Origin of the sequence: Mycobacterium sp. 852002-51152_SCH6134967 (assembly GCF_001667105.1) — a bacterium.
GTDB lineage: Bacteria > Actinomycetota > Actinomycetes > Mycobacteriales > Mycobacteriaceae > Mycobacterium > Mycobacterium neumannii_A.
In genome coordinates, this window is sequence record NZ_LZIK01000012.1 from 25653 (window position 1) to 49911 (window position 24259).

Sequence of the window (24259 nt, forward strand, 5' to 3'; positions counted from 1 at the left end):
GGGTCCCGGCGCGATACTCTTGACCCGTTCTGGGGCAGGAGGAGCCGGTGGGCCCTGGCGGAAGCGGTCTGCGGATCGATGACTTGCTGGACCGGGCGGTGCGCGCCATCAACCGCGGTGACCGCGCGACGGCTACCGCCCTGGCCGGTCAGGTGCTGCTGGTCGACCACGGTAACCCTGACGCGGAAGACCTTCTCGCCGCGTCGACGAACCACGGCGAAATCCGTCGACTGACCTTGATGTTCGTCGACCTGGTCGACTCGACGGTGTTGTCCACCCGCGTCGAGCCGGAGACGTACCGTGCCTTGGTGGGTCGCTACCGCGACGAAGTGGTCCGGTTGGTCAACCACTACGAGGGCCACATCAGCTCGACCAAGGGCGACGGCCTGCTGGTGATGTTCGGTCATCCCAAGGCACATGAGGACGACGCACGGCGTGCGGTCACCGCGGGACTGGACATCACGCGGGCGGTCAGCCGACTCGGCGAGCGGACACAGCGCAGGTTCGGCCTGGCGCTGAACGTGCGCGTCGGCGTCCATCGGGGGGTGATCTACCTCGATCCCGCCGAGGACGACGTGTACGGGTTTGCCGCCAACCTCGTGCAACGAATTCAGTCGTTGGCCGAACCGGGCTCGGTGGCGGTATCGGATGCGGTTGCCGCGCTTGTGTGTAACGCATTCGAACTCGCCGCCTGTGCACCGGCCCGCGTGAAAGGCGTGGAGGAACCGGTCTCCTATCACCGCGTGCTCGCGGAACGGTCACAGGCGCTCTCATCGCGAGCGGTGCCGCTGGTCGGCCGTGAGCAGGAACGTGCGTGGCTGGAGCAGGCGTGGCAGGAGACTCGACAAGGGCGCTCGACCCGTCCTGGCGTGGCGTTCCACGGCGAGCCAGGCATCGGTAAGACGAGGCTGGCGCATGCGGCTGCCGAACTCGCCGAGGACACGGGAGGAGCCGTCGTCGAGCTCTCGGGTTCGCCTCTGCATGCCGACACTGGCCTGTACCCCGTGCGCAGGCTGTTGGAACACCGTTGCGGGATCACGAGATTCACCGACGGCGCGGAGCGGCTACGCCTGCTCGAGGCGGAGCTACAAGCTCGCGCCCTGGATCCAGGATCGACGATGCCGCTCCTGGCGCCGATCCTGGGCGTGGGACCCGAACACGGCTACCACCCGGCCGCAGCGGAAGGCCGCACACTGTACGAGTCGATCGGCGCGGCGGCGCACCGCTACGTGTCGGCGTGCCTGGGCGGGCGCGCCGGTCTCGTCATCGCCGAGGACGTGCACTGGTTCGACCCGTCGACGATAGAACTACTCAACTCGATACTCAGCTCAGCGGACGGGGAGCTGATGGTCGTGCTGACCGGACGCGACGGACCGTGGCTGGAAATCGACTGGCCGATAACCTATTTCGAGCTCAGAGCGTTTTCCGACAAGGAGTCCGACGCGCTGATCGACACCCTGAATCCCACCGTGAGCGATACGCAGCGGGCCGCAGTGCGCCACCGCTGCGATGGGATCCCGTTCTACATCGAGCATGTCGTGGCGGGGTTGAACGGGTCGGGGCGCGACGAGCAGGTGCCCGAGGCGCTCTATGAACCGCTGTTGGCCCGCCTGCACACTCGTAGGGACGTCGTGCCCGTGGTCGAGGCGGCGGCCGTCATCGGGCGCAGTGGTGATCTCGCGCTACTGCGATCGGTGAGTACGAGCGAAGCCGAAATCGATCCCGTCGTGGACCAACTGGTGCAGGCTCGAGTTTTCGAGCCGACCCGCGACGAACGTTGGCAGTTCCGCCACGAATTGTTGCGCGAGCTTGCCCTCGAACTTGCACCACCCAGCTTGCAGCGGGAACTGCATGCGCGCGTCGCGCACGCCCTGGTGCACGGCGCGGGCGGAGCCGAACCCGATTGGCGTGTGGTGGCACGCCATTACGACGCGGCGGAGCGGTTCGACGACGCGGTCGCCGCCTACCGGAAAGCCTGTGTCGACGCCCGACGTCGCGGCGCCGCGATGGAGGCATACGGATACCTGACCAACGCGCTCGATCGGCTTGCCCGCTGCGAACCGGGGCCCCGGCGCGACGGGACGGAGATCGCGATCCGGCTGGAACGGGGGTTCCTGATCGGGGCTGCACACGGCAGCATGAGCGGCGAGGGCCCCGCGGATTTCGAGCAGTGTCTGCAGATGACCGCCTCCGGCGGCTACGACGACGAACTCTACGCGACACTGACCGCCCTGCTGAGCTACTACGTTCCTCGCGCCGATCTGCGGCGGGCACACGCGCTGCTGGACTCGATGGGCGGCCGGATCACCCGGGATCGACCCTGGAGTCACGCGGCGATCCAGTCGTCATTGGGTTCTGTCACTTGGCTGGAGGGTGACTTCATGACCGCGCGCGGGCACCTGCAGCAGGCACTCGACAGTCTCACCGCCGTCCAGCCCCGCGATCCGGACACCGCGTGGTGGGGCAACACCGATCCGATCTCCGGAGCGCTCACGTATCTGGCGATGACGGACGTGCTCGACGGCGAACTCGATCGGGCCAGGGCGAAGCTGGCCGAGTCGGTACGCCATTGCGAGAGCCTGGGATTCCCGCTGAACGCATTCAATCGTGCGCACACGTATTTCACGCAGGTGTGGGTGGCAATGGAGGCCGGCCAACTGGGGGACGCCGCCGTCCTCGCCGTCGAGATGCGCCGCTTCACAGAAGAATCCGGCCTCGATTTGTGGCGCATGGTCGCCGCGGCGCAGCACAACACCGTCAAAGGGTTGGCCGCGCTCGGAGCCGGCGCCGACCCCGAGACGCTGACAGTGCGGGCGCAGAAAATCGCGCGGTTCGTCGACGGTTCGCGAATGATGCAGCTCAACGTCTACCTCACCTACCACGACGGAGTCATCGGCCGCCTGTTGTGCGCTGCCGGAAGACACGACCAGGCGCGCGAGCGGTTGGACATGTCGCTTCACCACGCAAAGGACACCGGTATGCGCTTCAATGACGCCGAGTTGATCAGGGTGCGCGCGCACACCCTGACCGACCTGCAAGCCCGCCGGGACACCCTGGCCGCCGCACTCGACCTCGCCCACAGTCAGGCCGCGCCCTTGTTCGAAATGCGCTGTCTGCTCGACACCTTCGATATCGACGGCGACGCAGTCCGGCCGAAATTGGCTGACGCCGTGTGCCGCTTTGCCGGCGATGCACGGTGGCCTGAAGTCGCGCGTGCTGAACAGATACTCGCATGACGTCCGTCGCGGTGCTGGGCGGTGGGGTCGCAGGTCTCACCGCAGCACACGAGCTCGCCGAGCGCGGCTTCGAGGTCACCGTCTACGAGGGCCGACCCGACGCGTTCGGCGGAAAAGCACGCTCGATCCCGGTGTGGGGATCGGGTACCGGTGGCCGGCTCGACCTGCCCGGCGAGCACGGATTCCGGTTCTTTCCCGGCTTCTACAAGCACATTCCCGACACGATGGCACGCATCCCATACGGATCGAAGACCGTCGTCGACCATCTCGTGCCGACGACGCGGATACTCTTGGCCCAGGCAGACGGGCGCCCCGAGCTCGTCGGCATCGCTGAGCAGCCGTCGTCTTTCGACGACTTCGCCGCCACGGCCGCATTCATCCGCAAAGCCGGCAGCAGCCTCGGCATCAGTCCGCCTGAACTCGGCATGTTCCTCGAACGCCTGCTGACACTGATGAGTTCATGTGACGAACGCCGGTACGACCAGTGGGAGAAGACGAGCTGGTGGAAATTCGTCGGCGCCGAGCAGCGGTCCCCGGCCTTCCAGAAATTCCTCGCCGACGGAATGACGCGCACGCTCGTTGCGGCACGTGCACGCGAGTTATCCGCGCGCACAGGAGGTTTGATCCTGTGTCAGCTGCTGTTCGACATCGTACGTGCTGACGGCCGCATGTCTCGCGTGCTCGACGGCCCGACGAGTGAGGTCTGGATCGACCCCTGGACGGCGCATCTGCGCGATCTCGGCGCCGATCTGCGAATCGACTCCAAGGTCACCGCGATCAAGTGCGATGGAGTCCGGGTTACCGGCGTGACCGTCGAATCCACAGCCGGTGCGGAGCCCGTCGTTGCCGACTATTACGTCTCCGCCATCCCCAAAGAACAGCTCGAAAAGCTGGTGTCCCCAGAACTGCGCGCGGCCGACCCGATTCTCGGCAGGCTGCCGCAACTGGTCACCCGCTGGATGAACGGCATCATGTTCTACCTGGACCGTGACGTACCGCTGGAACCGGGCCACGCCATATTCATCGACTCCGAATGGTCGTTGACCGCGATCTCCCAGAAGCAGTTCTGGCCCGACATCGACCTCGAGCGGCGCGGGGACGGCCGTGTGGAGGGCATCCTCTCGGTCGACATCTCCGAATGGCAGCGCCCGGGAAGGGTTTACGGGAAGGTGGCAACCGAGTGCACGCCGGAGGAGATACGTGCTGAGGTGTGGGCCCAAATGGTCGCACACATCGATGACGGATCCCTCGACGAGCAGAATGTGCTCACCTGGTTCCTCGATCCGGCCATCGTCTTCCCGAACCCGACGCCGGCGACCAACCTGGAGCCGCTGTTGATCAACACGGCCGGCTCGTGGGCCAACCGTCCCGAGGCCGCCACCCGGATTCCCAACTTCTTTCTCGCCTCCGACTTCGTTCGTACCTTCACGGATCTGGCCACCATGGAAGGCGCGAACGAGGCCGCGCGGCGTGCGGTCAACGGGATTCTCGACGCCATCGGTTCGGCGGCGCCGCGGTGCACGGTCTGGCCGTTGCAGGAGCCGCGAATATTCGGAGCGGCACGCGCGGCGGACCGGGTGTTGTGGAAGCTGGGCCGACCACCCGTGAACGTCAACACAGAAGGGGGCCTTGCGTCGGCGGGACCGCTCAGCCGCGGACTGGCCGGGCTGCTGCGCCTTTTCGGATAAGGGACCTGGTCCGGTATCGACGGTCCAAGTAGCGCTCGTCCAGCGGGTCGGGTTCGATCGCCGCTTTGTCCAGCGCCTCCAGGTGGGCGGCGATATCTCGGTTCTCGCGCGTGGCGATTGCCGCGATGATGCGGGGTATGAGTTGGAAATACCTGGGCGGATCGAGGTACCAGGCGCTGAGCGCTGCGGCCCAGGCCATCTGGTTCACTTCCTTTTCGCGCGCCTTGTCGGGATTCATTGACAGGTAGATCGCGAACAACCAGCCCGATCTCCGGAACTTGATCAATATCCTGCTGACGAACCCTATCTCGTTCGGTATGGCTCGGCGGATCCATCGCACCGCGGGTGAAAGCCCTTCGGTGACGCGAAGCATGCCACGAATCTGCGTGGACACCAGCGCGTTGATGAGCTGGAAATCGTGCTCGAACGCTTCCATCGAGTTCGGCACCATCTCCGCGGTGGCCAGGCCCAAATCGAAGTTGATGTGGGCGTTCAGTCCGGCCACCATGTGCTGCAGCATCGTCGACTGTCCGAACTCCTGACGGAGGAATGTCACCTCCCAGGGAAGGGTCAACCCGTCGTAATCGTCAGGGCAGAAGTAGGCGTTCAACGCATCGAAGTAGCGCTTCGCGAACACGGCATCGAACTGCTCCATCAGCGGGCGGTCGTAGAACAGGCCCTCGTCGAGGGCGGCGCGAATGGCGACGGTCGACCGCTTGTACAACACCGCGAAGTAGCCGATGGTGCTCTTCTGCCGGACCGCCCAACCGATGATCTGATCGAGATTGCGCACCACATCATCGATGTTCGTGGCCGGTTGCAGGGGCTCCCACGGGACACCCCGAGAAGGGGTTTCCCGGCCGAGCACCGCCGATGGGCCCGGCACCGGTTCATCCTGTAGAGACATTGCCGATGCACCACCTTCGCTAGGAGCCGAACCGCCCGCGGAACGGCAGGCACGACATCACGATGGCACCATTCGATCCTGGTGATGTGAGTAATCGACTACCTGTCTTCCAGGGACGCGAGATAGCGCAGCGCCAACGCGTAACCCTGCACGCCGAGTCCGACGATCACGCCGGTGGCCACCGCGCTCAGGTAAGAGTGGTGCCGGAACTCCTCACGGGCGTGCACGTTCGAGATGTGCACCTCTATCAGCGGCGCACGCAATTCGGTGCAGGCGTCCCGCAGAGCGACCGACGTGTGGGTCAGCGCGCCAGCGTTGATGATCACCGGATCTCCCGCGTCGGCGGCAGCATGGATCCAGCCCAACAAGTCCGCTTCACTATCGCTCTGGCGCACAACGGCTTTGAGGCCAAGCACCTCGGCCTCGCGGTCGATGAGCTCCATCAGCTCGTCGTGGGTGGTGCTGCCGTACACGTCCGGCTCGCGCCGGCCAAGCCGACCGAGGTTGGGACCGTTGAGCACCAGCACGGTCTGGGTCATGACGTCACCGCCCTATTTCTGCGTAGGCTGCCGCCAGGAGTGACGGGTCGGGCCCCTCCAGGCGTCCGGGCTTGCCGAGACCGTCGAGCACGACGAACCGCAGCACACCCGCGCGGGTCTTCTTGTCACCGGCCATATTTTCCAGCAAGTCACCGAAGGCGTCGGGGTCATAGCTGACAGGGAGCCCGAGCGAGGTCAGCACGGAACGGTGCCGATCGGCGGTTTCGTCGTCGAGGCGGCCCGCGAGCCGGCCGAGTTCGGCGGCGAACACCAGTCCCACCGAGACGGCGGCGCCGTGTCGCCACTGGTAGCGCTCGCGGCGTTCGATGGCGTGGGCCAGGGTGTGGCCGTAGTTCAGGATCTCGCGCAGTTGTGACTCTTTCTCGTCGGCGGCCACCACCTCGGCCTTGACCGCGATCGCGCGGCGGATCAGTTCGGGCAGCACGGCGCCCGCCGGGTCGAGCGCCGCGTCGGGATCGGCCTCGATCAGGTCGAGGATCGTCGGATCGGCGATGAAGCCGGCCTTGACGATCTCGGCCATACCCGCCACGAGTTCGTTGCGCGGCAACGTCTGCAGGGTCGCGAGGTCGACGAGCACGGCCGTCGGCTGGTGGAACGCGCCGACCAGGTTCTTGCCCGCGTCGGTGTTGATGCCGGTCTTACCGCCGACCGCGGCGTCGACCATGCCGAGCAGCGTGGTCGGCACGTGCACGATGTCGATTCCGCGCAGCCAGGTGGCGGCGGCGAACCCGGCGACATCGGTGGCCGCTCCCCCGCCCAGGCTGACGATCGCGTCCTTGCGGCCGACCCCGATGCGCCCCAACACTTCCCAGATGAACCCGACGACGGGCAGGTCCTTGCCCTTCTCGGCGTCCGGAATCTCGATGCGGTGTGCGTCGATCCCCTTGTCTGCCAGGGCGCTTCGGATGACCTCGGCGGTTTGCGCCAGCGTCGGCTGGTGCAGGATCGCAACCTTGTGCCTGCCCTCGAGCACGCGCACGAGATCGCCGAGCAGTCCGGTGCCGACGATCACCGGGTAGGGAACCTCAACGAGGACGTCTATGGTCACGGGCTCAGTCACGGTTGGCCTTCGGATTGCGGGCGGCGACCGCCGCCGGGGACGGCGGGGCCTCGGTACTGGGTTCGGCGGTCAGCTGCGACGGGCCCCTGCGCCACGGCGAGCGGCGTTTGCGTCGCGAGGAGTGGGTGGTCTCGGGGTTCTGGAGGCGGGCCACGATGTAGCGCACCACGGCGCCGGGGTTGCGCCGGTTGGTGTTGACCCGAAGCGTCGCCACCTCGCGATACAGCGGAACCCGTTCGGACATCAGCGTTTTGAACTTCTCGCTGCGGTCACCGCCTTCGAGCAGTGGACGCACGGTGCTTCCGCCGGTCCGGCGAACCCCCTCTGCGGCGCTGATCTCCAGATAGATGACCGTATGACCGGCCAGAGCCTCGCGCACGCCGGGTGTGGTCACCGCGCCGCCGCCCAGCGACAGCACACCATCGTGGGTCTGCAGTGCCGAGCGAATGACCTCTTCCTCGATCCGGCGGAACTCCTGCTCGCCGTCAGTCGCGAAGATGTCGGCGATCGTGCGGCCCGTGGTCTCCTCGATCGCGGCGTCGGTGTCGAGCATTGAAAGGTCGAGCGCCTTGGCCAGCCGCCGCCCGATGGTGGACTTACCCGAGCCGGGCAATCCGACCAGCACTGCTCGGGGCGCCATCAGCCCGAAGCCTGGACCCGTTGCGGAGAGGGCTCACGTTCGGCCACCCAGCGCAGGTAGTTGTCGATGTTGGCGCGCGTCTCGGTCAACGAGTCACCGCCGAACTTCTGCAGCGCCGCGCGCGCCAGGACCAGCGCCACCATGGTCTCGACGACCACGCCCGCGGCGGGCACCGCGCACACGTCGGAGCGCTGGTGGATCGCGACGGCCTCTTCACCGGTGGCCATGTCGACGGTGGCCAGGGCGCGCGGCACCGTGGAGATCGGCTTCATCGCGGCGCGCACCCGCAGCGGCTGGCCGTTGGTCATGCCGCCTTCCAGCCCGCCCGCGCGGTTGGTCGAGCGCATGACACCGTCCGGACCGGGATACATCTCGTCGTGGGCGGCGCTGCCGCGGCGGCGCGCGGTCGTGAAGCCGTCGCCGATTTCGACGCCCTTGATCGCCTGGATGCCCATCACGGCGGCGGCGAGTTGGCTGTCCAGCCGGTTGTCGCCGCTGGTGAATGAGCCCAGCCCGACCGGAAGGCCGTTGGCCACCACCTCCACGACGCCGCCCAGCGTGTCGCCGTCCTTCTTGGCCGCCTCGATCTCGTCGATCATCGACTTCTCGGCGTCCTTGTCGTACGCGCGCACCGGGCTGGCGTCGATCGCCGCGAGGTCGGCGGCTTGGGGCGGCGGGCCGTCGTAGGGGTCCGACGCCCCGATCGAGATGACATGGGACACCACCTCGACGCCGAGGGCCTCCTTGAGGAATGCGCGGGCGATGGTGCCCGCAGCGACGCGGGCCGCGGTCTCGCGCGCGCTGGCACGCTCCAGCACCGGGCGGGCGTCGTCGAAGCCGTACTTGAGCATGCCCGCGTAGTCGGCGTGCCCGGGCCGGGGCCGCGTCAACGGCGCGTTGCGCGCGCTCTCGGCCAGCTCGGCGGGGTCGACCGGATCCGGGGCCATCACCGTCTCCCACTTCGGCCACTCGGTGTTGCCGATCTCGACCGCGATCGGGCCGCCAAGCGTGACGCCGTGTCGAACCCCCGCCAGCATCGTGACCTGGTCCTGCTCGAACTTCATCCGGGCGCCGCGACCGTACCCGAGACGTCGACGCGCCAGTTGTCCAGCGATGTCGTCGGAGGTGACGTGCACGCCCGCGACCATGCCTTCGACCACGGCCACCAGGGCGCGGCCGTGTGATTCACCAGCAGTGGTCCATCGCAACACGCGTCCCATCTTCCCACGTCGGCCGTCTGACCCCGAATCAGGCGATGACCAGGCCGTCGAGGACGCGGGCGAGTTCGGCCGCGGCCTGACGGTGCGCGGCCTTCTGATCGGTCGAGCGCGCGACGATCATGGCCGCCTCGCAGATGGCTCCGAACAGGAAGTGCGCCAGCGGCCCAGGCGTGCGCTTGGCGATCCGCCCCGCGTCGACCGCACGAGCGATGGCCGCCTCCATCATGTCGAGCAGCGGGGTCTCCAGGCGCCGCATCTGCTCCCAGCCCAGCGCGGTGAACGCGTCGAGCAGCACGATCCGTTGCACCCCCGGGTCGAGGCATTCGTCGAGGAACGCCCGGCAGCCTGCCCCGAACGCGTCCCACGGATCCTTCTTCCGTGCGTACGCACGCTGATAGGTCTCGGCCAGTGGCACCGCCATCCGCTCGACCTCGCGCGTGAAGACCGCCTCGAACAGCCCGCGCTTTCCGTCGAAGTGGTGGTAGACGGCACCCTTGGTCACCCGCGCCCGGGCCGCGACGGCGTCGAGCGAGGTGGTCTCGTATCCGTTCTCGGCGAACAACGCGCGCGCCGCGTCGATGAGCGCGGCGGTGGTCGCCTCGGTGCGTTCGGCCTGGGTGAGTCGCGTTGCGGGCATACCTCGAGTATGCAAGTGTCGTGCGGTCGTGGGTGGGAGCTTCCATGACCTCCGAGGTAATCGACTCGGCGAACACCGTCCGCGAGAATCAGTGCGATGACGCCCGAGAAGCCGCCGATCCTGTTCCTACACTCGATTTTCGGAACTCCCGAGCTGTACAAGCCGTGGCTGGAGTTCTTCCGCGCCACGGGGTACGAGTGTCGTACCGCGACAATGCCCGGCCGCAACCCGACGGATCGGGAGGTGTTGTCGGCGAGCGGGGTGGCGGAGTTCTTCGAGGCGGCACTGGCCGCGTACGACAGCCTGGACGCCCCGGCGGTGGTGGTCGGCCACAGTATCGGCGGGCTATTGGGCCAGAAACTGGCCGCAGTGCGCGACGTGCGCGCGCTGGTGCTACTGGCGTCGATTCCGGCCGGGGTTTTGTGGCCGCAGCTGCGGTCTTTGCCGCACCTGGTGCCGATCCTGCCGGCGGTGCTGGCAGGCCGGCCGGTGCTGCCGAATGCGCGCACGATGCGGGCGGTGCCGTTGAGCACGCTGCCGACGGCCGAGCAGGATGAGCTGGTACCGAAGCTGGTGCCCGACTCGGGCAAGGCGTTTCGCGCGTTGACGTTGGGCACGCCGTCGGTGCGGGCGAACCGGCGTTCGGTGAGGTGTCCCGTGCTCGTGGTCAGCGGCGGTTCGGATCGCAATGTCGCGCCGTGGATTTCGCGACGGATCGCAAAGCGGTACGGCGCCGAGCATCAAATGCATCCGGACATGCCGCACTGGATCGTCGCGGAGTCGGGTCTGCAGCAGGTAGCGCCGCCGGTGCTTCAGTGGCTGGAGCGAGTGCTCGCGAGCGGCCACGAATGCGAGCTCGCCGCCGAGTAATCGTGCTCGCTCCGCGGGCCTTGCCGGGCCAGTCCCGGGCATGTCAGAGCGGAGCTGTACTCATCTCCTCTGAATCAGTTGCAGCTCAGCAATTCCACTGTGTCTCGAACAACCCACTCTCTTCGGGAGTGTGCGGTTTGTCGTCGGCGGCCGGCCAGTCTTGGCGGTGGCGTTCTTTCAGCTTCGAATTCAGCGCGTTCGCGGCGTTCTGCCTCTTCAGTTCAGAGCACTTGATAAATGCGGTAGTCGACGTGGTCGGGCGAGAGGATGTTGTAACCCACCGCGACGATTCCGCCGAGCCATGCATACCGCTCGTCGGCGGTGGCGAATCTCGGCGTGGTCCGCACGTAGGTCTCGTCGAAACCGAGTACCTCCCCGCGCGCCAGCCGGTCGAGGCCGTCGGCGGGAACGTTGACGATGCCCGCGCTCTCGAAGTGGATGAGCACGCCGTCGTGCGTGCGCAAGGTCGCGCGGACGTCGACCCTGCCGCATCCGTCGTCACCGACGAGCAGCCAGTCACCACCCCCGGGTAGTACCTCGCCGCGCAGCCGCGGCCCGTTCACGCTCCCGCCTTTGGTGACGAACGTCAGCCGCATGCCGGTTGCGGTCGGAACCGGTTGTGCCGGAAGCAGATCAACGCTGACGTCGAAGAGGTGCTCCACGGGCAGCGCGTCGATGAGTGGCAGTTGGTCGATCGCTGCTGCCGCAGTCACGAACGGCCTCCGCTCATCGACGCGACCATCTGCGCGGAGTCGATGAACGAGTCCTTGCGGGCGACCAGTCCGTCGGGTGAGACGACGACAACGTCGAGGCAGTCGAATCGCACGTCACCGGAGATCAACACCCAGTCGAGCACCCAGTGGGCACTGCCGTAGAGGACGCGGTTGACCTCGAAGGCGAAGTCGGGGAATTGCCGGAAGACACCGGCGAACGCCTCCCGCGCGGCGTCGCGGCCGACCGCGGGCTCGATGTCCACATGGGTCCAGAACCGGGTGTCCGCGGTGTGCAGGTCGGCGATCGCGTCGGGGTCGCGATCGGCCCATGCGGCGAAATACCGCTCCGAGATGGCTTTCAGGTCAAGGTCGAGATTTTGCATACTCACAGTATGTACTAACATACTCTGAGTATGCAACTGCAGTTGTTCTGAATCCAACACAGTCGTTACGCGGGCGAAACACCGCGACCGCACAGTTCTTCCATGGATTCAAGATCGGCATTGACCGTGAGCATCGGTGTGCTCGGCGGACTCGCGGTGGCCTTGACCGCGGAAGTGATCACGGTCCCGATCTGGGTGGTCTTCCTGACGTGGGCCTCCTTCTTCTTCGTCGGTGGCGGAATCGGCGGATGGGTGCGGTCGCTGGCGAGCAATCTGGCCGGCGTCCTGATCGCGGCGGCGAGCCTGTATGCGGGCCACCTGTTGGGCGGCAGCCTGTTGGCGGTCGCGGTGGCCGTCGGGATCGGCAGCGCGGTGATGGTGCAGGCGTCCTGGCTACCGCTGCTCTCGACGACGCCCGCGGTGGTGGTGGGTTTCGCGAGCACAGTGTCCACGGTGGCCGGGACGGGCAACGCGATCACCGTGACGTCGATATCGCATCCGGGCCTGGTCGCCGCGATGGCGTGTGTGCTCGGGGCCTCGTTCGGTTTGTTGAGCGAGTACGTCGCGAAGGTGTTGACCCGCGAGCCCGAAACGCACCACGCGAGTCCGGAAATTGCACCGACGACGGAAGGCAGCCCCGCGTAATGAAGCTGCAGCACTACCTCGGCGGCCTGGAGGGGCTGCCGGCACCGCTCAACCTCGAGAAGCGAGTCTTCGTCGAAGAATGGGAGAAGCGGATCTTTGGTATCCACGTCGCGATGATGGGGTTGTCGAACCACCTCGGTTCGTCGCTTCCGCGGTATCCGATCGACAAGGTGCCGACCGCGTTCAAGGACGAGTGGACGTGGGCCGACCTGCGCACCGGCGCCGAAGCGATGAACCCGTTCGACTACTTCAAGTTCCGCTACTACGAGAAGTGGCTGGGCGGCATCACGCAGTTCTTCATCGACAAGGGCTACGTGACCGAAGACGAATTGGCCGCGCGTAAAGAATTGGCCGCCGAAGCCGCCCCTGCCGTCAGCGATCCGGTACCGGCGATCGACGACCAGGTCGTCGACTACCTTCGTCGGGGCGACAGTCCCCGCCGCGACGTCGCTCACCCGAAGTTCGCCGTCGGCGACTCCGTGCGCATCACCAACGTCCCCGCTGCCGCCCACACCCGCCTGCCCGGCTATCTGCGTGGCCGCGTGGGCACCGTGGAGCGGATCTTCGAGGGCGACTACGCGTACTTCACCCACACCGGCGACGGCATCGGTGACCCGATGCCGATCTACATCGTCGCGTTCGACCCGCAGGATCTGTTCGGTGAGCGCGCCGAGAACGGTCCGCTGACCATCTACGCCGAGCTGTTCGAGGCCTACCTGGAAGGAGCGTGATGAGCGACCAGTTCTACTACCCGGAGGACCGCGAGCTGTCCAGCGCCGCCAAAGTCGCTGCGCTGGAATCTCTTCTGATCGAGAAGGGCGTGATCACAAACCAAACCGTGGACAAAGTGTTGTCGTACTTCGAATCAGAGATGACACCGCTGAACGGACGCAAGATCGTCGTGAAGGCATGGACCGACCCGGATTTCGCGGCTCGCGTCGTGGTCGACACCCCTGCAGCCATCGCCGAACTCGAGCTGCCCGAGGGTATGGCCGGCGCCGAGGGTGAGCATCTGCAGGCCGTCGCCAACTCCCCCGGTGTGCACAATCTGGTCATCTGCACGCTGTGTTCGTGCTTCCCCTGGCCCGTGCTGGGTCTGCCGCCGTACTGGTACAAGGACCCGGTGTTCCGTGCTCGCGCAGCGCGCGAACCACGCAAGGTGCTCGCCGAGATCGGCGTCGAACTGCCCGAGGACACCGAGATCAAGGTCTGGGACAGCAGCGGACACTCACGGTGGTTCGTCATTCCCGAACGCCCGTCCGGCACAGAACAATTCACTGACGAGGAGCTGATGGAACTGGTCACCACCGAATCGATGATGGGCGTGGCCCTGGCGGGGCCGGTCTCATGAACCTGCACGAGACCTGCACCACCGACCAGGCGGCCCCGCAGTTCGACCACGACTGGCAGCGGCGGGCGTTCGGTCTGGCACTGGCCCTGTCGGAATTCCGCCACTTCGATTGGAGTGACTTCCAGCAGAGCCTGATAGAGACGATCGGCCGGTGGGAGGAGAGCCCGGAAACCGACCGCGGCGACTGGCGGTATTACGACCACTGGGTCAGCGCCCTGGAGAGGGTGATTCACGACCACCATCTGCTGACCGCGCCCGCCCGGATGACCGGAGACAGCCATGACTGAGGAGACCGCCACCCGCATCGACGTCAGCGGACTGGCCGCCACCGCGTGGCTGTCCGGTACGGCGTTCCTGGCATTGATGGTGCTGTATCTCGTCGGGCTCGACCAGGGCGCGACGTCGGTCTTCGGCTCCGACACCCACATCCACGAGTTCGTGCACGACGCCCGCCATCTGCTCGGGTTCCCCTGCCACTAGGACACCGCGAGCCCCGTCGCCGTCGCCGCGGCCAGACACATCGACAGGCCGTGTGGGACAGTGCTTTCCCTGCGGCATATCACGGCGACAACGGCCCACGTCGCCGTCACCAGCGGTGCGGTAAGCGCGGACAGGGCCCACACGTCGACGCCGAATGAACCGGTCAGGGCTCCGAGACCGATAGCGAGTTTGACGTCGCCGGCGCCCATCGCCGCGGGCGCGAGCAGGTGCACCGTCACGTACACGAGAAACAGCGCCGAGGCGCCGCTCAAGGCCGCACCACCGCGCCCCGCCGCGAACGCGGCCGCAACGATCACCAGCGCACCCGGCAGGGTCAGCCAGTTGGGCAGCCGACGCGCCGTGACGTCGAACACGCTCAGCGCCACCAGCCACGCCAGCACGGCGGCGCAGGCCACCACTCCCCCCATCTACGAAAGGCTAACGCCCGCCCGGAGCACGCTTGGTCACCGATTTCTGCGCCAGGGCTGTGAATTCGCCCCGGATCACGACCCTGGCGCAGAACTGGGCGCCAGGATCGCCGGGTCAGTCGAGCGCCGCGGCCATCGCCTCTTTCGGCGCCGGCATCCCGGTGAAGAGTTCGACCTGCGCGAACGCCTGGTGCAACAGCATCTGCAGGCCGCTGATCACCTGTCCACCGGCGTTCTGCACCGCGGTGGCCAGCGGGGTCGGCCAGGGATCGTAGATCGCATCGAGCAGCAGCGGGACGACGGCCAGTGCGGGGGTATACGCCGCGGCGACGTCCGCCGGAATTGTGTTGATCATCAGATCCGCGTCGGCCGCCGCCGCTGCCAGGCCGCTTCCGTCGATGTCGGCCCATCGCGCCTCGGCGCCGACCCGCGTCGCCAGATCCACCAGCGGACCGGCCTTGTCCGGATTACGCGCGATCACGGTGATCCGGGCGACGCCGCGTTCCGCGAGCGCGACGATGGCCGCGGGCGCCGTGCCGCCTGACCCGATGACCACACCGTGTTGGGCGGGCGCCTCGCCGAGGGCGCCGCTCACCCCGTCGATGTCGGTGTTGTCGGCCCGCCAGCCAATATCGGTGCGCACCAGCGTGTTAGCCGACCCGACCAGTTCTGCGCGCGCCGTGCGCTCGTCGGCGACCCCCAGCGCGGCGAACTTACCGGGCATGGTGACCGACAAGCCGACCCACTCCGGTCCGAGCCCACCCACCAGGTTCGGCAGCTGTTCGGCCGTGCACTCGATGCGCTCATAGGTCCAGTCGGGCAGACCCAGCGCCCGGTACGCCGCGAGATGCAACTGCGGGGAACGCGAATGCGCGATCGGCGAACCGAGCACCGCCGCCTTACGCCCCGCGCTCACCGCGCGGAGTCGAGCACACCGTTGCGCTTGGCGAGCTCGATGTTCGCGAGGTGTTGCGGGTAGTCCCGGGTGAACAACGTCGTGCCCTGCATGTCGATGGTGACGAAGTACAGCCAGTCCCCTGGCGCAGGGTTCTCCGCAGCGGTCAACGCCGCGGTGCTCGGCGAACAAATCGGTGTCGCCGGAAGGCCGGGGCGCACATAGGTGTTCCAGTCGTTGCGCTGGGCGCGGTCGGCGTCGGTGGTGGCCACCTCGATGCGGTCGAGCGGATAGTTCACCGTCGAGTCGAACTCGAGTGTGCGGTTCTCCGCCAGCCGGTTGTAGATGACGCGCGCCACCTTCGCAAAGTCCTCCGGTGTCGACTCCCGCTGCACCAGGGAGCCGACGATCAGGATCTCGTAGGGCGACATGTCCATGGCCGCGGCCGTTTCGAGCAGTCCACCGTTGGCGTATTGGGTTGCGCTGGTGGAGATCAGATTGGTCAAGATCTCTTGCGGCTGTGCCGACGGGTCGATGTTCCACGTCCCCGCGGCAATCAGCCCCTCGAGGCGGCGATGGTCGTCACCCATCGCCCGGACGGGGCCGACGGCCCAGTCGGCCACACCGAGCGACGCCGGCGCCGCCGTCGCGGCCACGTTCTTCAGCGCGTCGGCGGACACACAGTGGCGCTCACCGTCGAGGTCGACACACGTCGCTCGCGAAATCAGGGTGAGGATGCCCTCGGTGACCGCGTTGGTCTTGACATCACGCACATCGTCGAGCTGGCGCCCTTCGGGAATCGTCAGCTTGCCGACCCGGTTCTTCGGATCCGAAAGCCGCGCAACGGCGTTAGCGGCCGGAATCTCGGTCCGCATCTTGTAGAAGCCCGGTTGGATCGCCGATATCGCTTCGTTGCCTTCTGCGGCGTCGACGAACACGCTGGCGGTCGCGACGATCTTGTGCTCCTGCAACGTCTTGCCGATCGCGGTCGTCGAGTCGCCGTCGTGCACCTGGATCACGACGTCAGCGACACCGTCGCCGCTGAAGTCGTTACCGCCGAACAGTGAGTGCCACAACTTCGAACCCAGGAACACCGCACCGATGACGACCACGATCAGCAGGCCGACGGCCAGGCCACTTGCCAAGCGGCGCTTGCGCCGGCTGCGCGCCGCGCGGATCCGCTCCGCGCGGGTCATCCGGCGCCGCGGCGGACCCACCGCAACAGGTTCGGCCCGCTCGGCGCCCCAATGGTTAGTCATCCCCGACCTCTCCATGCGCGGCAACGTGCTCATCCGCTCCTTGCGTGCGCGCCGCTTCGCGCCGCTGGTCCAACCAGTTCTGCAGAATGCCCACCGCCGCCGCTTGGTCGATCACCGAGCGCTGCCCTCTGGCGCGGACACCGGCATCCCGCAGCGAGCGTTGCGCCACCACCGTAGTAAGTCGTTCATCGGCGAGTCGCACCGGTGTCGGCGCGATCCGTGCGGCCAACGCATCGGCCAACGCGACGGCGTCCTGGGCCGAGGTCCCCGATCGATCGGCGAGCGTGCGGGGCAACCCCACCACGACCTCCACCACATCGAGGTCCTTGACCAAACCGGTGAGCCTGCGGATGTGCCGGTCGGTGCGGTCGCGACGAACGGTCTCGACAGGCGTGGCCAGGATGCCGTCCGGATCGCTGGCGGCCACGCCGATCCGCACACTGCCGACGTCGATGCCGATCCGGCGGCCGCGCCCCGGATCCGGCGGGTTCAGCAAATGCCCAGGCCGATCCGGTCGACGGTCGCCTGAGTCCCCCCGCGAGTGCGGATCGTCGCCCGTCGGTGTGGAATTCACGCCGCTAGCCTCGGTCGATCTCTGCGCGGAGCGCCGCCAGCGCCGCGTCGATTCCTGCCGCCCCCTTGCCCGAACCCTGTGCCAGATCGGGTTTTCCGCCGCCGCGACCGTAGACGGCCGCACCCAGCGTCTTCACCAGATCGTTGGCACGGAACCCGAGGTCTTGTGCGGCTGGGTTGACCGCAACCACAAACGGCACGCTGTCGTTCTCACCCTCGGCGATCAGCGCGACAACGGCGGGATCGCTGCCGAGCTTGCCGCGGACGTCGCCGACGAGCGTGCGCAGATCACCGGCCGACATCCCACTGGCCATGCGCTGCGCCACGAGACGGACCTTACCGACAAGTTCCGCGCCCGCGGCGGCATTGGCTGCCGCGGCGCGGGCATTGGCCAGACGCAACCGGTCCAGCTCTTTCTCGGCCGCCCGCAACCGCTCGACCAGGTTCGCCACCCGCGCTGGCACCTCGTCGGAGGGCACCTTCAGCGTCGACGCAAGCCCGGCCATCAACGCCCGTTCCTTAGCCAGGTGGCGGAAGGACTCGAGGCCGACGTAGGCCTCCACCCGGCGCACGCCCGAGCCGACCGACGACTCACCGAGAAGGGTGACCGGACCGATCTGCGCAGAGTTGTGCACGTGGGTGCCGCCGCACAGCTCCAGCGAGAACGGTCCGCCGATCTCGACCACGCGAACCTGTTCGGGATACTGCTCGCCGAACAACGCTATCGCGCCCATCGCCTTGGCCTTGTCGAACTCGGTGGTGAACGTGTGGACCTCGTGGTCGGCCTCGACCGCCTCGTTGGTCACCTCTTCTATCTGGCTGCGTTGTTCCTCGGAAAGCGGTCCCTGCCAGTTGAAGTCGAACCGCAGATAACCGGGCCTGTTCAACGAGCCCGCCTGAACGGCGTTGGGCCCCAGCACCTGCCGCAGCGCGGCGTGCACCATGTGGGTCCCGGAGTGGCCCTGCGTGGCGCCGTGGCGCCACTTCGGGTCGACCGCGGCGACGACCGTGTCGCCCTCGACGAACTCGCCGGACTCCACACGGACACGATGCGACCACAACGTCTTCGCGATCTTCTGCACGTCGGTGACCGCCGCCTTGGCCGCGGTGGAGGCGCCCGATCCGCTGATCGTGCCCTCGTCGGCGATCTGGCCGCCGGACTCGGCGTAGAAGGGGGTGCGATCGAGGATCAACTCGACGCGGTCCGGCGGCGGGCCTCCTCCGGAACCGCTGTGCGAGACGACCGGCACCCGCTCTCCATCGACGAAGATACCGAGAATCCGTGCCTCGGAAGACAACTCGTCGAATCCGGTGAATTCGGTCGGACCCGCGTCGACGAGATCGCGGTACGCCGACAGATCCGAGTGCGCCTGCTTGCGCGCCGCGGCGTCGGCCTTGGCGCGTTGGCGCTGCTCGGCCATCAAACCGCGGAAGCCTTCCTCGTCGACGGACAGGCCGTGTTCGGCCGCCATCTCCAGCGTGAGCTCGATCGGGAACCCGTAGGTGTCGTGCAACGTGAACGCATCGGAGCCGGACAACACCGTGGCCCCCTTGGCCTTTGTGGCGCCGGCCGCCTCGTCGAACAGCCGGGAACCGGAGGCCAGCGTCCGGTTGAACGCGGTCTCCTCGGCCACGGCGATGCGTTGGATGCGGTCGAAGTCGGCGACCAGTTCCGGATACGACGGGCCCATCGCTTCGCGCACGGTGGTCATCAGGTCGGCCATGATCGGTTGTTCGACGCCGAGCAGTTTCGCGGAGCGGATGATCCGGCGCAGCAGGCGGCGCAACACGTATCCGCGGCCCTCATTGCCGGGGCTCACACCGTCGCCGATGATGATCGCCGCCGTGCGGCTGTGGTCGGCGATGATGCGGTATCGCACGTCGTCGGTGTGGCTGCCCTGCCCGTAGCCGCGCGGGGCGTGCGCGGCCACCAGGTCGATGGCCGGACGCAGCAGGTCGGTCTCGTAGACGTTGTCCACGCCTTGCAGCAGGCACGCCACCCGCTCGACGCCCATGCCGGTGTCGATGTTCTTGTGCGGCAGCGGCCCGAGGATCTCGAAGTCCTCCTTGGAGGTGCCCTCGCCGCGCTCGTTCTGCATGAAGACGAGGTTCCAGATCTCGATGTAGCGGTCTTCGTTGGCGATCGGGCCGCCCTCGACGCCGTACTCGGGGCCCCGGTCGTAGTAGATCTCCGACGACGGCCCGCACGGCCCCGGGATGCCCATCGACCAGTAGTTGTCGGCCATCCCGCGACGCTGGATGCGCTCGGCCGGCAGCCCTGCCACCTCCTGCCAGAGGGCCATCGCCTCGTCGTCGTCGATGTAGACCGTGGCCCACAAGCGCTGCGGGTCGAGCCCGTAACCACCTTGTTCGACCGGATTGGTGAGCAGCGTCCACGCGAACTCGATGGCGCCCTTCTTGAAGTAGTCGCCGAACGAGAAGTTGCCCGCCATCTGGAAGAAGGTGTTGTGGCGGGTGGTGATGCCCACCTCGTCGATGTCGGGTGTGCGGATGCACTTTTGGATGCTGGTGGCCCGCTTCCACGGCGGGGCCTGCTGACCCAGGAAGTAGGGCACGAACTGGACCATGCCGGCGTTGACGAAGAGCAGATTGGGGTCGTCCAGGATCACCGAGGCGCTCGGCACCTCGGTGTGGCCCGCCTTCACGAAGTGATCGAGGAAACGCGTCCTGATCTCGTGTGTCTGCACGTCTGATACATCCTTGAAGTTTCGCTGATACCTGCGACTATTCGACCGCACTACAGTACCGGTCGCGGTTGTCACGCCGAAAAGACAACGAACGGGCCGCGTCGGCAGTGCCCAGGTCAGACTCGGTCTGGTGTCACCGATGTCACGTCACGCGTCGATGAAGCTCAGCCGGACCTTGCGCTGCGGATTGTCGCGGTTAAGGTCGACGAGCACGATGCTCTGCCAGGTGCCGAGCAACGGCTCGCCGTTCTGCACCGGGATGGTCACCGACGGCGACACCAGGGCGGGCAGCACATGGTCGGCGCCATGTCCCGGCGAGCCGTGGGAGTGCCGGTAGCGATCGTCGCGCGGGAGCAGGTTCTCGAGGGTGTCGACGAGATCGTCGTCAGAACCCGCGCCCGTTTCGATGATCGCCACACCCGCGGTCGCGTGCGGGACGAAGACGCTGCACAACCCGTCGCCGCGGCGGCCGCAGAACGAGCGCACGTCGTCGGTCAGGTCGATGATGCGGCGCTGACCGGTCTCGATGTCGATCACGTCGGTATCCACCTCATCGAGAGTACGAGTCGCGTTTCTATCGTCCATTGAATCGACCTCCTACCAGGAGGAAGCTGAGAGGTGGTCCGGCGGCGCCGCTGGGGCGCTGCCCCGAGCAAAGGAGGTGGGCCGTGTACGCACGCTCTACCACCATCCATGCACGACCTTCGTCGATCGATGACGGCATCGCGTTCATCAGGTCCGAGGTCATGCCCGCGCTGGAAGCGGTCGACGGGTTCGTCGGCTTGTCGTTGTTGGTGGATCGAGAATCCGGCCACTGCATCGCGACCAGCGCATGGGACTCCGAGGACGCGCTGCGGGCGAGCACCGAGCGGGCGGCACCGCTGCGCGATCGCGCCGCCGAGGCCCTCGGCGGTGAGGCGACCGTCGATCAGTGGCAGATCGGCGTCATGCACCGCGATCACCGCTCGGCCGACGGCGCCTGCGTCCGGGCCACCTGGCTGAGGGTGCCTCGCGAACACGTCGCACGCTCGATCGCGTTCTTCAAGACCGAGGTGCTGCCGGCCCTTGAGGAACTGCACGGCTTCTACAGCGCCAGCTACCTGATAAATCCGGATTCGGGCCGCGCCGTGGCGTCGGCGACGTTCGACAGCCACGAAGCGATGGTGGAGAACCGGGACCAGGCCAGGGAACTGCGTAACACCCGGACGCGCGAATTGGGAGCCGACATCGTCGACGTGGGCGAGTTCGATCTGGCCCTCGCCCACCTCCGCATACCGGAAATGGTCTGATCCCGGTCCGCCGCGCCGATCAGTTTATTGACGTCGGTGTCGGGGTATGTCAGCTGCACCCCGAGACCCTGGAGAAACCATGACCGTCACCGGAGTTATCACCGCGATTCTCATCGGCGCAGTGGTCGGCGTGCTCGCCCGCTTGATCTTGCCCGGCAGGCAGCCCATCGGCATCATCGTGACCGTTCTCGTGGGCATCGTCTCGGCGCTGATCGGCACGTGGCTCGCCAATGCGCTCGGGCTGCCGACCGCAACTGCCGGCGTCGACTGGATCGAATTGCTCTGCCAGGTCGTCGTCGCCGTGATCGGCGTGGCTCTGGTATCGGCGCTCATGGGACGCAGGCGCACCGGCGTGACGGGCGGCCGTCGCGGCGGCGTCCTGCGCTAGCGAAAACCACCCAGGCGATCCCGGCTGCGCCCCCCGGCAGCCGGGATCGCTTCTGCACAGGGTGTCTCACAGCGTCTTCAGTAGTTCGTCGAGCTTCTCGTAGCCCTCGGTCATCCCGCCCTCCATACCGGAGGCCAGGAGCGCGTCGCGGGCCTCGACTGACGGGCAGATCGACCGGCCGCGCAAGCGGCTGCGGCCACCACCGAGGTCCTCGAACCACAAGTACTCGATGTTGACTTGATCCGGCGCCCCGTCGAACTCGAACGTCTGCAGGATGAAGTCGTTCTCCCGGACGGTGTGGAACGTGCCGTTGAAGCTGTATGCGCCGCCCTGGTCCTTATGCACGTAGCGGTATCCGCCGTGGCTTTTGAAGTGCCACTCCTCGATTGACATCTCCAGTCCGCGCGGGCCGAGCCACTGCTTGATCAGATCGGGTTCGGCGTGCGCGCGGAACAGAGCGTCGACGGGAGCGTCGAATTCCCGGGTGAACTCCATGGCCAGTGTGTCCACGGGGGCCGTGATATCGAGTGCGTTCCTCATGTGTCGGTTCTTTCCTGTCAGGTGTCGGTCATCGGTGAAATCTGAGCCAGCAGGGCGTCCAGCCGGCGATAACTGCGTTCGGCGTCGAGCCGGTACCGGTCGATCCATGCGGTCAGCCGCTCGAGCGCGGCGGCGTCCAGGTGTACCGGCCTGCGCTGAGCCTCGCGGGTCCTGGTGACCAGTCCCGCTTGCTCGAGCACCTGAATGTGTTTGGACACTGCCTGTTTGGTGATGTCGAAGGGCTCCGCGAGCTCGTTGACCGTGGCCGGCCCCCGAGACAGCCGCGCCACGATGGCGCGCCGGACGGGGTCGGCCAGCGCCATGAAGGCGCGGTCGAGTGCGGAGTCAGCATCGTCATCACGCTCCAACTGTCAACCTTATGTTTGATCAACTCTATGGTTGACTACCAAGGTAAACCGGCCCAAAGGCCGTGTCAAGGCTGAAGTCAGCGCTTACGACGGATGATCGCGCGCAGCTTGTCGAGTCGGGTGGCGATCTCGCGCTCCACGCCATGCGAGGTCGGCTTGTAGTAGTCGACACCGACCAGTTCATCGGGCGGATACTGTTGCGGCACAACCCCGTCCGGATCATCGTGGCTGTACTTGTAGCCGACCGCGTTTCCGAGCTTCTCCGCGCCGGAGTAGTGGCCGTCGCGCAGATGCGGCGGCACCATCCCGGCCTTACCCGCCCGGATATCGGCCATCGCCGCCCCCAGCGCCGTGGTCACCGCGTTCGACTTTGGCGCCGTCGCGAGATGAACCGTTGCGTGCGCGAGCGTGAGCTGCGCTTCTGGCATGCCGATCAACTGCACGGTCTGAGCGGCGGCCACCGCGGTCTGCAACGCCGTCGGATCCGCCATGCCGATGTCCTCGCTGGCCAGGATCATCAGCCGCCGCGCGACGAAGCGTGGGTCCTCCCCCGCGACCAGCATCCGGGACAGATAGTGCAGTGCGGCGTCGACGTCGGATCCGCGCACGGACTTGATGAACGCGCTGATCACGTCGTAGTGCTGATCCCCGTCGCGGTCGTAGCGGACGGCGGCCTTGTCCAGCGACTGCTCGATGGTCTCGACCGTCACGGCCTCGCCAGCTTCGGCCGCCACCTCCAGCGCGGTCAGCGCCCGGCGGGCGTCGCCGGCAGATAACGAAACCAGAAGCTCGACGGCCTCGTCGGTGACGGGCACCCTGCCTGCGAGGCCCCGAGGGTCGTCGATGGCGCGGCGGACCAGCGTGCGCACCGCGTCGGTATCGAGGGGCTGCAGCTGCAGGATCAGCGACCGCGAGAGCAGCGGGGCCACCACCGAGAACGACGGGTTCTCGGTGGTCGCAGCGACCAAGGCGACGACGCGGTTCTCGACCGCGGACAGCAGCGCGTCCTGTTGCGTCTTGGAGAAGCGGTGCACCTCGTCGATGAACAGCACGGTCTGCTCGCCGTAGGCGGCCGCACGCCTGGCGACGTCGATCACGGCGCGCACCTCTTTGACGCCCGCCGACAGCGCCGACAGCGCCTCGAATCGTCGGCCGGTGGCTTGTGAGATCAGCGACGCCAGCGTGGTCTTACCGGTACCGGGCGGGCCGTAGAGGATGACCGAGGCCGCACCCGACCCCTCCACCATTCGACGCAGCGGAGAGCCGGGCTGCAGCAGGTGGTCCTGGCCGACGACCTCGTCGAGGGTGGCCGGACGCATCCGCACCGCCAAGGGCGCCGACGCGCCTACGGGCCCGGCCGCGGGCGTTGGGGCCTCGCCGGGGACGTCGAACAGACCGTCGGACACGCCTTCTGCTTACCA

26 protein-coding genes and 1 pseudogene are annotated in these 24259 nt (G+C 67.0%); 10 read left to right on the top strand and 17 right to left on the bottom strand.

Going from position 1 to position 24259, the window contains the following annotated elements; translation table 11 throughout:
* Positions 1-47 precede the first annotated feature (47 nt).
* A complete protein-coding gene (locus A5790_RS02755) occupies positions 48-3236 on the top strand; it encodes an adenylate/guanylate cyclase domain-containing protein (RefSeq protein ID WP_066841301.1) in 3189 nt (1062 codons plus the stop codon).
* On the top strand, positions 3233-4924 hold the full coding sequence (locus A5790_RS02760) for an FAD-dependent oxidoreductase (protein WP_066841302.1): 1692 nt from the start codon (positions 3233-3235) through the stop codon (positions 4922-4924). Before A5790_RS02755 ends, A5790_RS02760 begins: the two co-directional genes overlap by 4 nt.
* On the opposite strand, the gene A5790_RS02765 is transcribed toward A5790_RS02760, so the two are convergent.
* The 6 genes and pseudogenes from A5790_RS02765 to A5790_RS02790 all read right to left on the bottom strand — a co-directional run bounded on the left by A5790_RS02765 (position 4884) and on the right by A5790_RS02790 (position 9948).
* Entirely contained in the window at positions 4884-5831 is a 948-nt protein-coding gene (locus tag A5790_RS02765) for a DUF5995 family protein (RefSeq protein WP_156656284.1), read from the bottom strand. The two genes, A5790_RS02760 and A5790_RS02765, sit on opposite strands and share 41 nt — an antisense overlap.
* A gap of 98 nt (positions 5832-5929) precedes the next feature.
* The gene (aroQ, locus tag A5790_RS02770) at positions 5930-6370 is read right to left on the bottom strand and encodes a type II 3-dehydroquinate dehydratase (protein WP_066841304.1); all 441 of its coding nucleotides are present in this window, start codon (positions 6368-6370) and stop codon (positions 5930-5932) included.
* A 4-nt stretch (positions 6371-6374) separates the two neighbouring features.
* Positions 6375-7451, bottom strand: coding sequence for a 3-dehydroquinate synthase (aroB, locus tag A5790_RS02775; protein ID WP_066841305.1), 1077 nt, complete (start codon positions 7449-7451; stop codon positions 6375-6377).
* Positions 7452-7566: 115 nt separating this feature from the next.
* Positions 7567-8091 (bottom strand): annotated as a pseudogene (locus tag A5790_RS02780) (shikimate kinase); the annotation flags it as partial.
* Positions 8091-9302, bottom strand: a complete 1212-nt coding sequence (aroC, locus tag A5790_RS02785) for a chorismate synthase (RefSeq protein ID WP_066841514.1) — start codon at positions 9300-9302, stop codon at positions 8091-8093. The gene aroC and the pseudogene A5790_RS02780, both read right to left, overlap by 1 nt.
* A gap of 37 nt (positions 9303-9339) precedes the next feature.
* Positions 9340-9948: a TetR/AcrR family transcriptional regulator gene (locus A5790_RS02790; protein WP_066841307.1), complete on the bottom strand. Its 609-nt coding sequence runs from the start codon at positions 9946-9948 to the stop codon at positions 9340-9342.
* Positions 9949-10044: 96 nt separating this feature from the next.
* On the opposite strand from A5790_RS02790, the gene A5790_RS02795 reads away from it, so the two are divergent.
* Positions 10045-10818 carry an alpha/beta hydrolase gene (locus tag A5790_RS02795; protein WP_066841308.1) on the top strand — a complete coding sequence of 258 codons (774 nt, stop codon included), beginning with the start codon at positions 10045-10047 and terminating at the stop codon, positions 10816-10818.
* A gap of 221 nt (positions 10819-11039) precedes the next feature.
* Here the strand turns inward: A5790_RS02795 and A5790_RS02800 are convergent, their stop codons facing one another.
* Both A5790_RS02800 and A5790_RS02805 read right to left on the bottom strand, forming a co-directional pair.
* Complete coding sequence (locus A5790_RS02800; RefSeq protein WP_066841309.1) at positions 11040-11531, bottom strand: DUF3237 domain-containing protein; 492 nt, start codon at positions 11529-11531, stop codon at positions 11040-11042.
* Complete coding sequence (locus A5790_RS02805) at positions 11528-11914, bottom strand: nuclear transport factor 2 family protein (protein ID WP_066841310.1); 387 nt, start codon at positions 11912-11914, stop codon at positions 11528-11530. Before A5790_RS02805 ends, A5790_RS02800 begins: the two co-directional genes overlap by 4 nt.
* Before the next feature lie 102 nt (positions 11915-12016).
* Between A5790_RS02805 and A5790_RS02810 the strand changes: the two genes are divergently transcribed.
* From A5790_RS02810 to A5790_RS02830, 5 genes are read left to right on the top strand one after another with little or no spacing between them, the layout of a single operon-like run.
* A complete protein-coding gene (locus tag A5790_RS02810; protein ID WP_066841311.1) occupies positions 12017-12559 on the top strand; it encodes a DUF1097 domain-containing protein in 543 nt (180 codons plus the stop codon).
* Complete coding sequence (gene nthB, locus A5790_RS02815) at positions 12559-13290, top strand: nitrile hydratase subunit beta (RefSeq protein ID WP_066841312.1); 732 nt, start codon at positions 12559-12561, stop codon at positions 13288-13290. Before A5790_RS02810 ends, nthB begins: the two co-directional genes overlap by 1 nt.
* Positions 13290-13910, top strand: a complete 621-nt coding sequence (gene nthA, locus A5790_RS02820; RefSeq protein WP_066841313.1) for a nitrile hydratase subunit alpha — start codon at positions 13290-13292, stop codon at positions 13908-13910. Before nthB ends, nthA begins: the two co-directional genes overlap by 1 nt.
* Complete coding sequence (locus tag A5790_RS02825; RefSeq protein ID WP_066841314.1) at positions 13907-14197, top strand: nitrile hydratase accessory protein; 291 nt, start codon at positions 13907-13909, stop codon at positions 14195-14197. The genes nthA and A5790_RS02825 overlap by 4 nt, the downstream gene beginning before the upstream one ends.
* Entirely contained in the window at positions 14190-14390 is a 201-nt protein-coding gene (locus tag A5790_RS02830; RefSeq protein WP_066841315.1) for a CbtB-domain containing protein, read from the top strand. The genes A5790_RS02825 and A5790_RS02830 overlap by 8 nt, the downstream gene beginning before the upstream one ends.
* Here the strand turns inward: A5790_RS02830 and A5790_RS02835 are convergent.
* From A5790_RS02835 to A5790_RS02860, 6 genes are all read right to left on the bottom strand, one after another.
* Complete coding sequence (locus A5790_RS02835) at positions 14387-14818, bottom strand: A24 family peptidase (RefSeq protein WP_066841316.1); 432 nt, start codon at positions 14816-14818, stop codon at positions 14387-14389. The genes A5790_RS02830 and A5790_RS02835 overlap by 4 nt on opposite strands.
* 115 nt (positions 14819-14933) lie before the next feature.
* Entirely contained in the window at positions 14934-15734 is an 801-nt protein-coding gene (locus A5790_RS02840) for a shikimate dehydrogenase (RefSeq protein WP_066841317.1), read from the bottom strand.
* A complete protein-coding gene (gene mltG / locus A5790_RS02845) occupies positions 15731-16972 on the bottom strand; it encodes an endolytic transglycosylase MltG (RefSeq protein ID WP_066841318.1) in 1242 nt (413 codons plus the stop codon). Before mltG ends, A5790_RS02840 begins: the two co-directional genes overlap by 4 nt.
* A complete protein-coding gene (gene ruvX / locus A5790_RS02850; RefSeq protein ID WP_066841319.1) occupies positions 16965-17546 on the bottom strand; it encodes a Holliday junction resolvase RuvX in 582 nt (193 codons plus the stop codon). Before ruvX ends, mltG begins: the two co-directional genes overlap by 8 nt.
* A 4-nt stretch (positions 17547-17550) precedes the next feature.
* Positions 17551-20253 carry an alanine--tRNA ligase gene (alaS, locus tag A5790_RS02855; RefSeq protein WP_066841320.1) on the bottom strand — a complete coding sequence of 901 codons (2703 nt, stop codon included), beginning with the start codon at positions 20251-20253 and terminating at the stop codon, positions 17551-17553.
* A 147-nt stretch (positions 20254-20400) separates the two neighbouring features.
* Positions 20401-20802 carry a secondary thiamine-phosphate synthase enzyme YjbQ gene (locus A5790_RS02860; protein ID WP_066841321.1) on the bottom strand — a complete coding sequence of 134 codons (402 nt, stop codon included), beginning with the start codon at positions 20800-20802 and terminating at the stop codon, positions 20401-20403.
* A gap of 119 nt (positions 20803-20921) precedes the next feature.
* Here A5790_RS02860 and A5790_RS02865 point away from each other — a divergent pair, with 119 nt between their 5' ends.
* Positions 20922-21542, top strand: a complete 621-nt coding sequence (locus tag A5790_RS02865) for a hypothetical protein (RefSeq protein ID WP_066841322.1) — start codon at positions 20922-20924, stop codon at positions 21540-21542.
* A gap of 79 nt (positions 21543-21621) precedes the next feature.
* Entirely contained in the window at positions 21622-21930 is a 309-nt protein-coding gene (locus A5790_RS02870) for a GlsB/YeaQ/YmgE family stress response membrane protein (RefSeq protein WP_064395413.1), read from the top strand.
* Between the two features lie 66 nt (positions 21931-21996).
* Here the strand turns inward: A5790_RS02870 and A5790_RS02875 are convergent, their stop codons facing one another.
* The 3 genes from A5790_RS02875 to A5790_RS02885 form a co-directional block, all read right to left on the bottom strand.
* Positions 21997-22470 (bottom strand): SRPBCC family protein, encoded by a 474-nt coding sequence (locus tag A5790_RS02875; protein ID WP_066841323.1) that lies wholly within the window; start codon positions 22468-22470, stop codon positions 21997-21999.
* 17 nt (positions 22471-22487) lie between these two features.
* Entirely contained in the window at positions 22488-22793 is a 306-nt protein-coding gene (locus A5790_RS02880; protein WP_066841515.1) for a helix-turn-helix transcriptional regulator, read from the bottom strand.
* Positions 22794-22915: 122 nt separating this feature from the next.
* On the bottom strand, positions 22916-24244 hold the full coding sequence (locus tag A5790_RS02885; protein WP_066841324.1) for a replication-associated recombination protein A: 1329 nt from the start codon (positions 24242-24244) through the stop codon (positions 22916-22918).
* Between the last annotated feature and the right edge of the window lie 15 nt (positions 24245-24259).

Excerpts from the sequence above, each read along its gene's own strand:
- A5790_RS02760 (WP_066841302.1), top strand. The coding sequence starts at position 3,233 with ATGACGTCCGTCGCGGTGCTGGGCGGTGGGGTCGCAGGTCTCACCGCA.
- A5790_RS02765 (WP_156656284.1), bottom strand. The coding sequence starts at position 5,831 with ATGTCTCTACAGGATGAACCGGTGCCGGGCCCATCGGCGGTGCTCGGC.
- aroQ (WP_066841304.1), bottom strand. The coding sequence starts at position 6,370 with ATGACCCAGACCGTGCTGGTGCTCAACGGTCCCAACCTCGGTCGGCTT.
- A5790_RS02790 (WP_066841307.1), bottom strand. The coding sequence starts at position 9,948 with ATGCCCGCAACGCGACTCACCCAGGCCGAACGCACCGAGGCGACCACC.
- A5790_RS02795 (WP_066841308.1), top strand. The coding sequence starts at position 10,045 with ATGACGCCCGAGAAGCCGCCGATCCTGTTCCTACACTCGATTTTCGGA.
- A5790_RS02805 (WP_066841310.1), bottom strand. The coding sequence starts at position 11,914 with ATGCAAAATCTCGACCTTGACCTGAAAGCCATCTCGGAGCGGTATTTC.
- A5790_RS02810 (WP_066841311.1), top strand. The coding sequence starts at position 12,017 with ATGGATTCAAGATCGGCATTGACCGTGAGCATCGGTGTGCTCGGCGGA.
- nthB (WP_066841312.1), top strand. The coding sequence starts at position 12,559 with ATGAAGCTGCAGCACTACCTCGGCGGCCTGGAGGGGCTGCCGGCACCG.
- nthA (WP_066841313.1), top strand. The coding sequence starts at position 13,290 with ATGAGCGACCAGTTCTACTACCCGGAGGACCGCGAGCTGTCCAGCGCC.
- A5790_RS02825 (WP_066841314.1), top strand. The coding sequence starts at position 13,907 with ATGAACCTGCACGAGACCTGCACCACCGACCAGGCGGCCCCGCAGTTC.
- A5790_RS02830 (WP_066841315.1), top strand. The coding sequence starts at position 14,190 with ATGACTGAGGAGACCGCCACCCGCATCGACGTCAGCGGACTGGCCGCC.
- A5790_RS02835 (WP_066841316.1), bottom strand. The coding sequence starts at position 14,818 with ATGGGGGGAGTGGTGGCCTGCGCCGCCGTGCTGGCGTGGCTGGTGGCG.
- mltG (WP_066841318.1), bottom strand. The coding sequence starts at position 16,972 with ATGACTAACCATTGGGGCGCCGAGCGGGCCGAACCTGTTGCGGTGGGT.
- A5790_RS02870 (WP_064395413.1), top strand. The coding sequence starts at position 21,622 with ATGACCGTCACCGGAGTTATCACCGCGATTCTCATCGGCGCAGTGGTC.
- A5790_RS02875 (WP_066841323.1), bottom strand. The coding sequence starts at position 22,470 with ATGAGGAACGCACTCGATATCACGGCCCCCGTGGACACACTGGCCATG.
- A5790_RS02880 (WP_066841515.1), bottom strand. The coding sequence starts at position 22,793 with ATGGCGCTGGCCGACCCCGTCCGGCGCGCCATCGTGGCGCGGCTGTCT.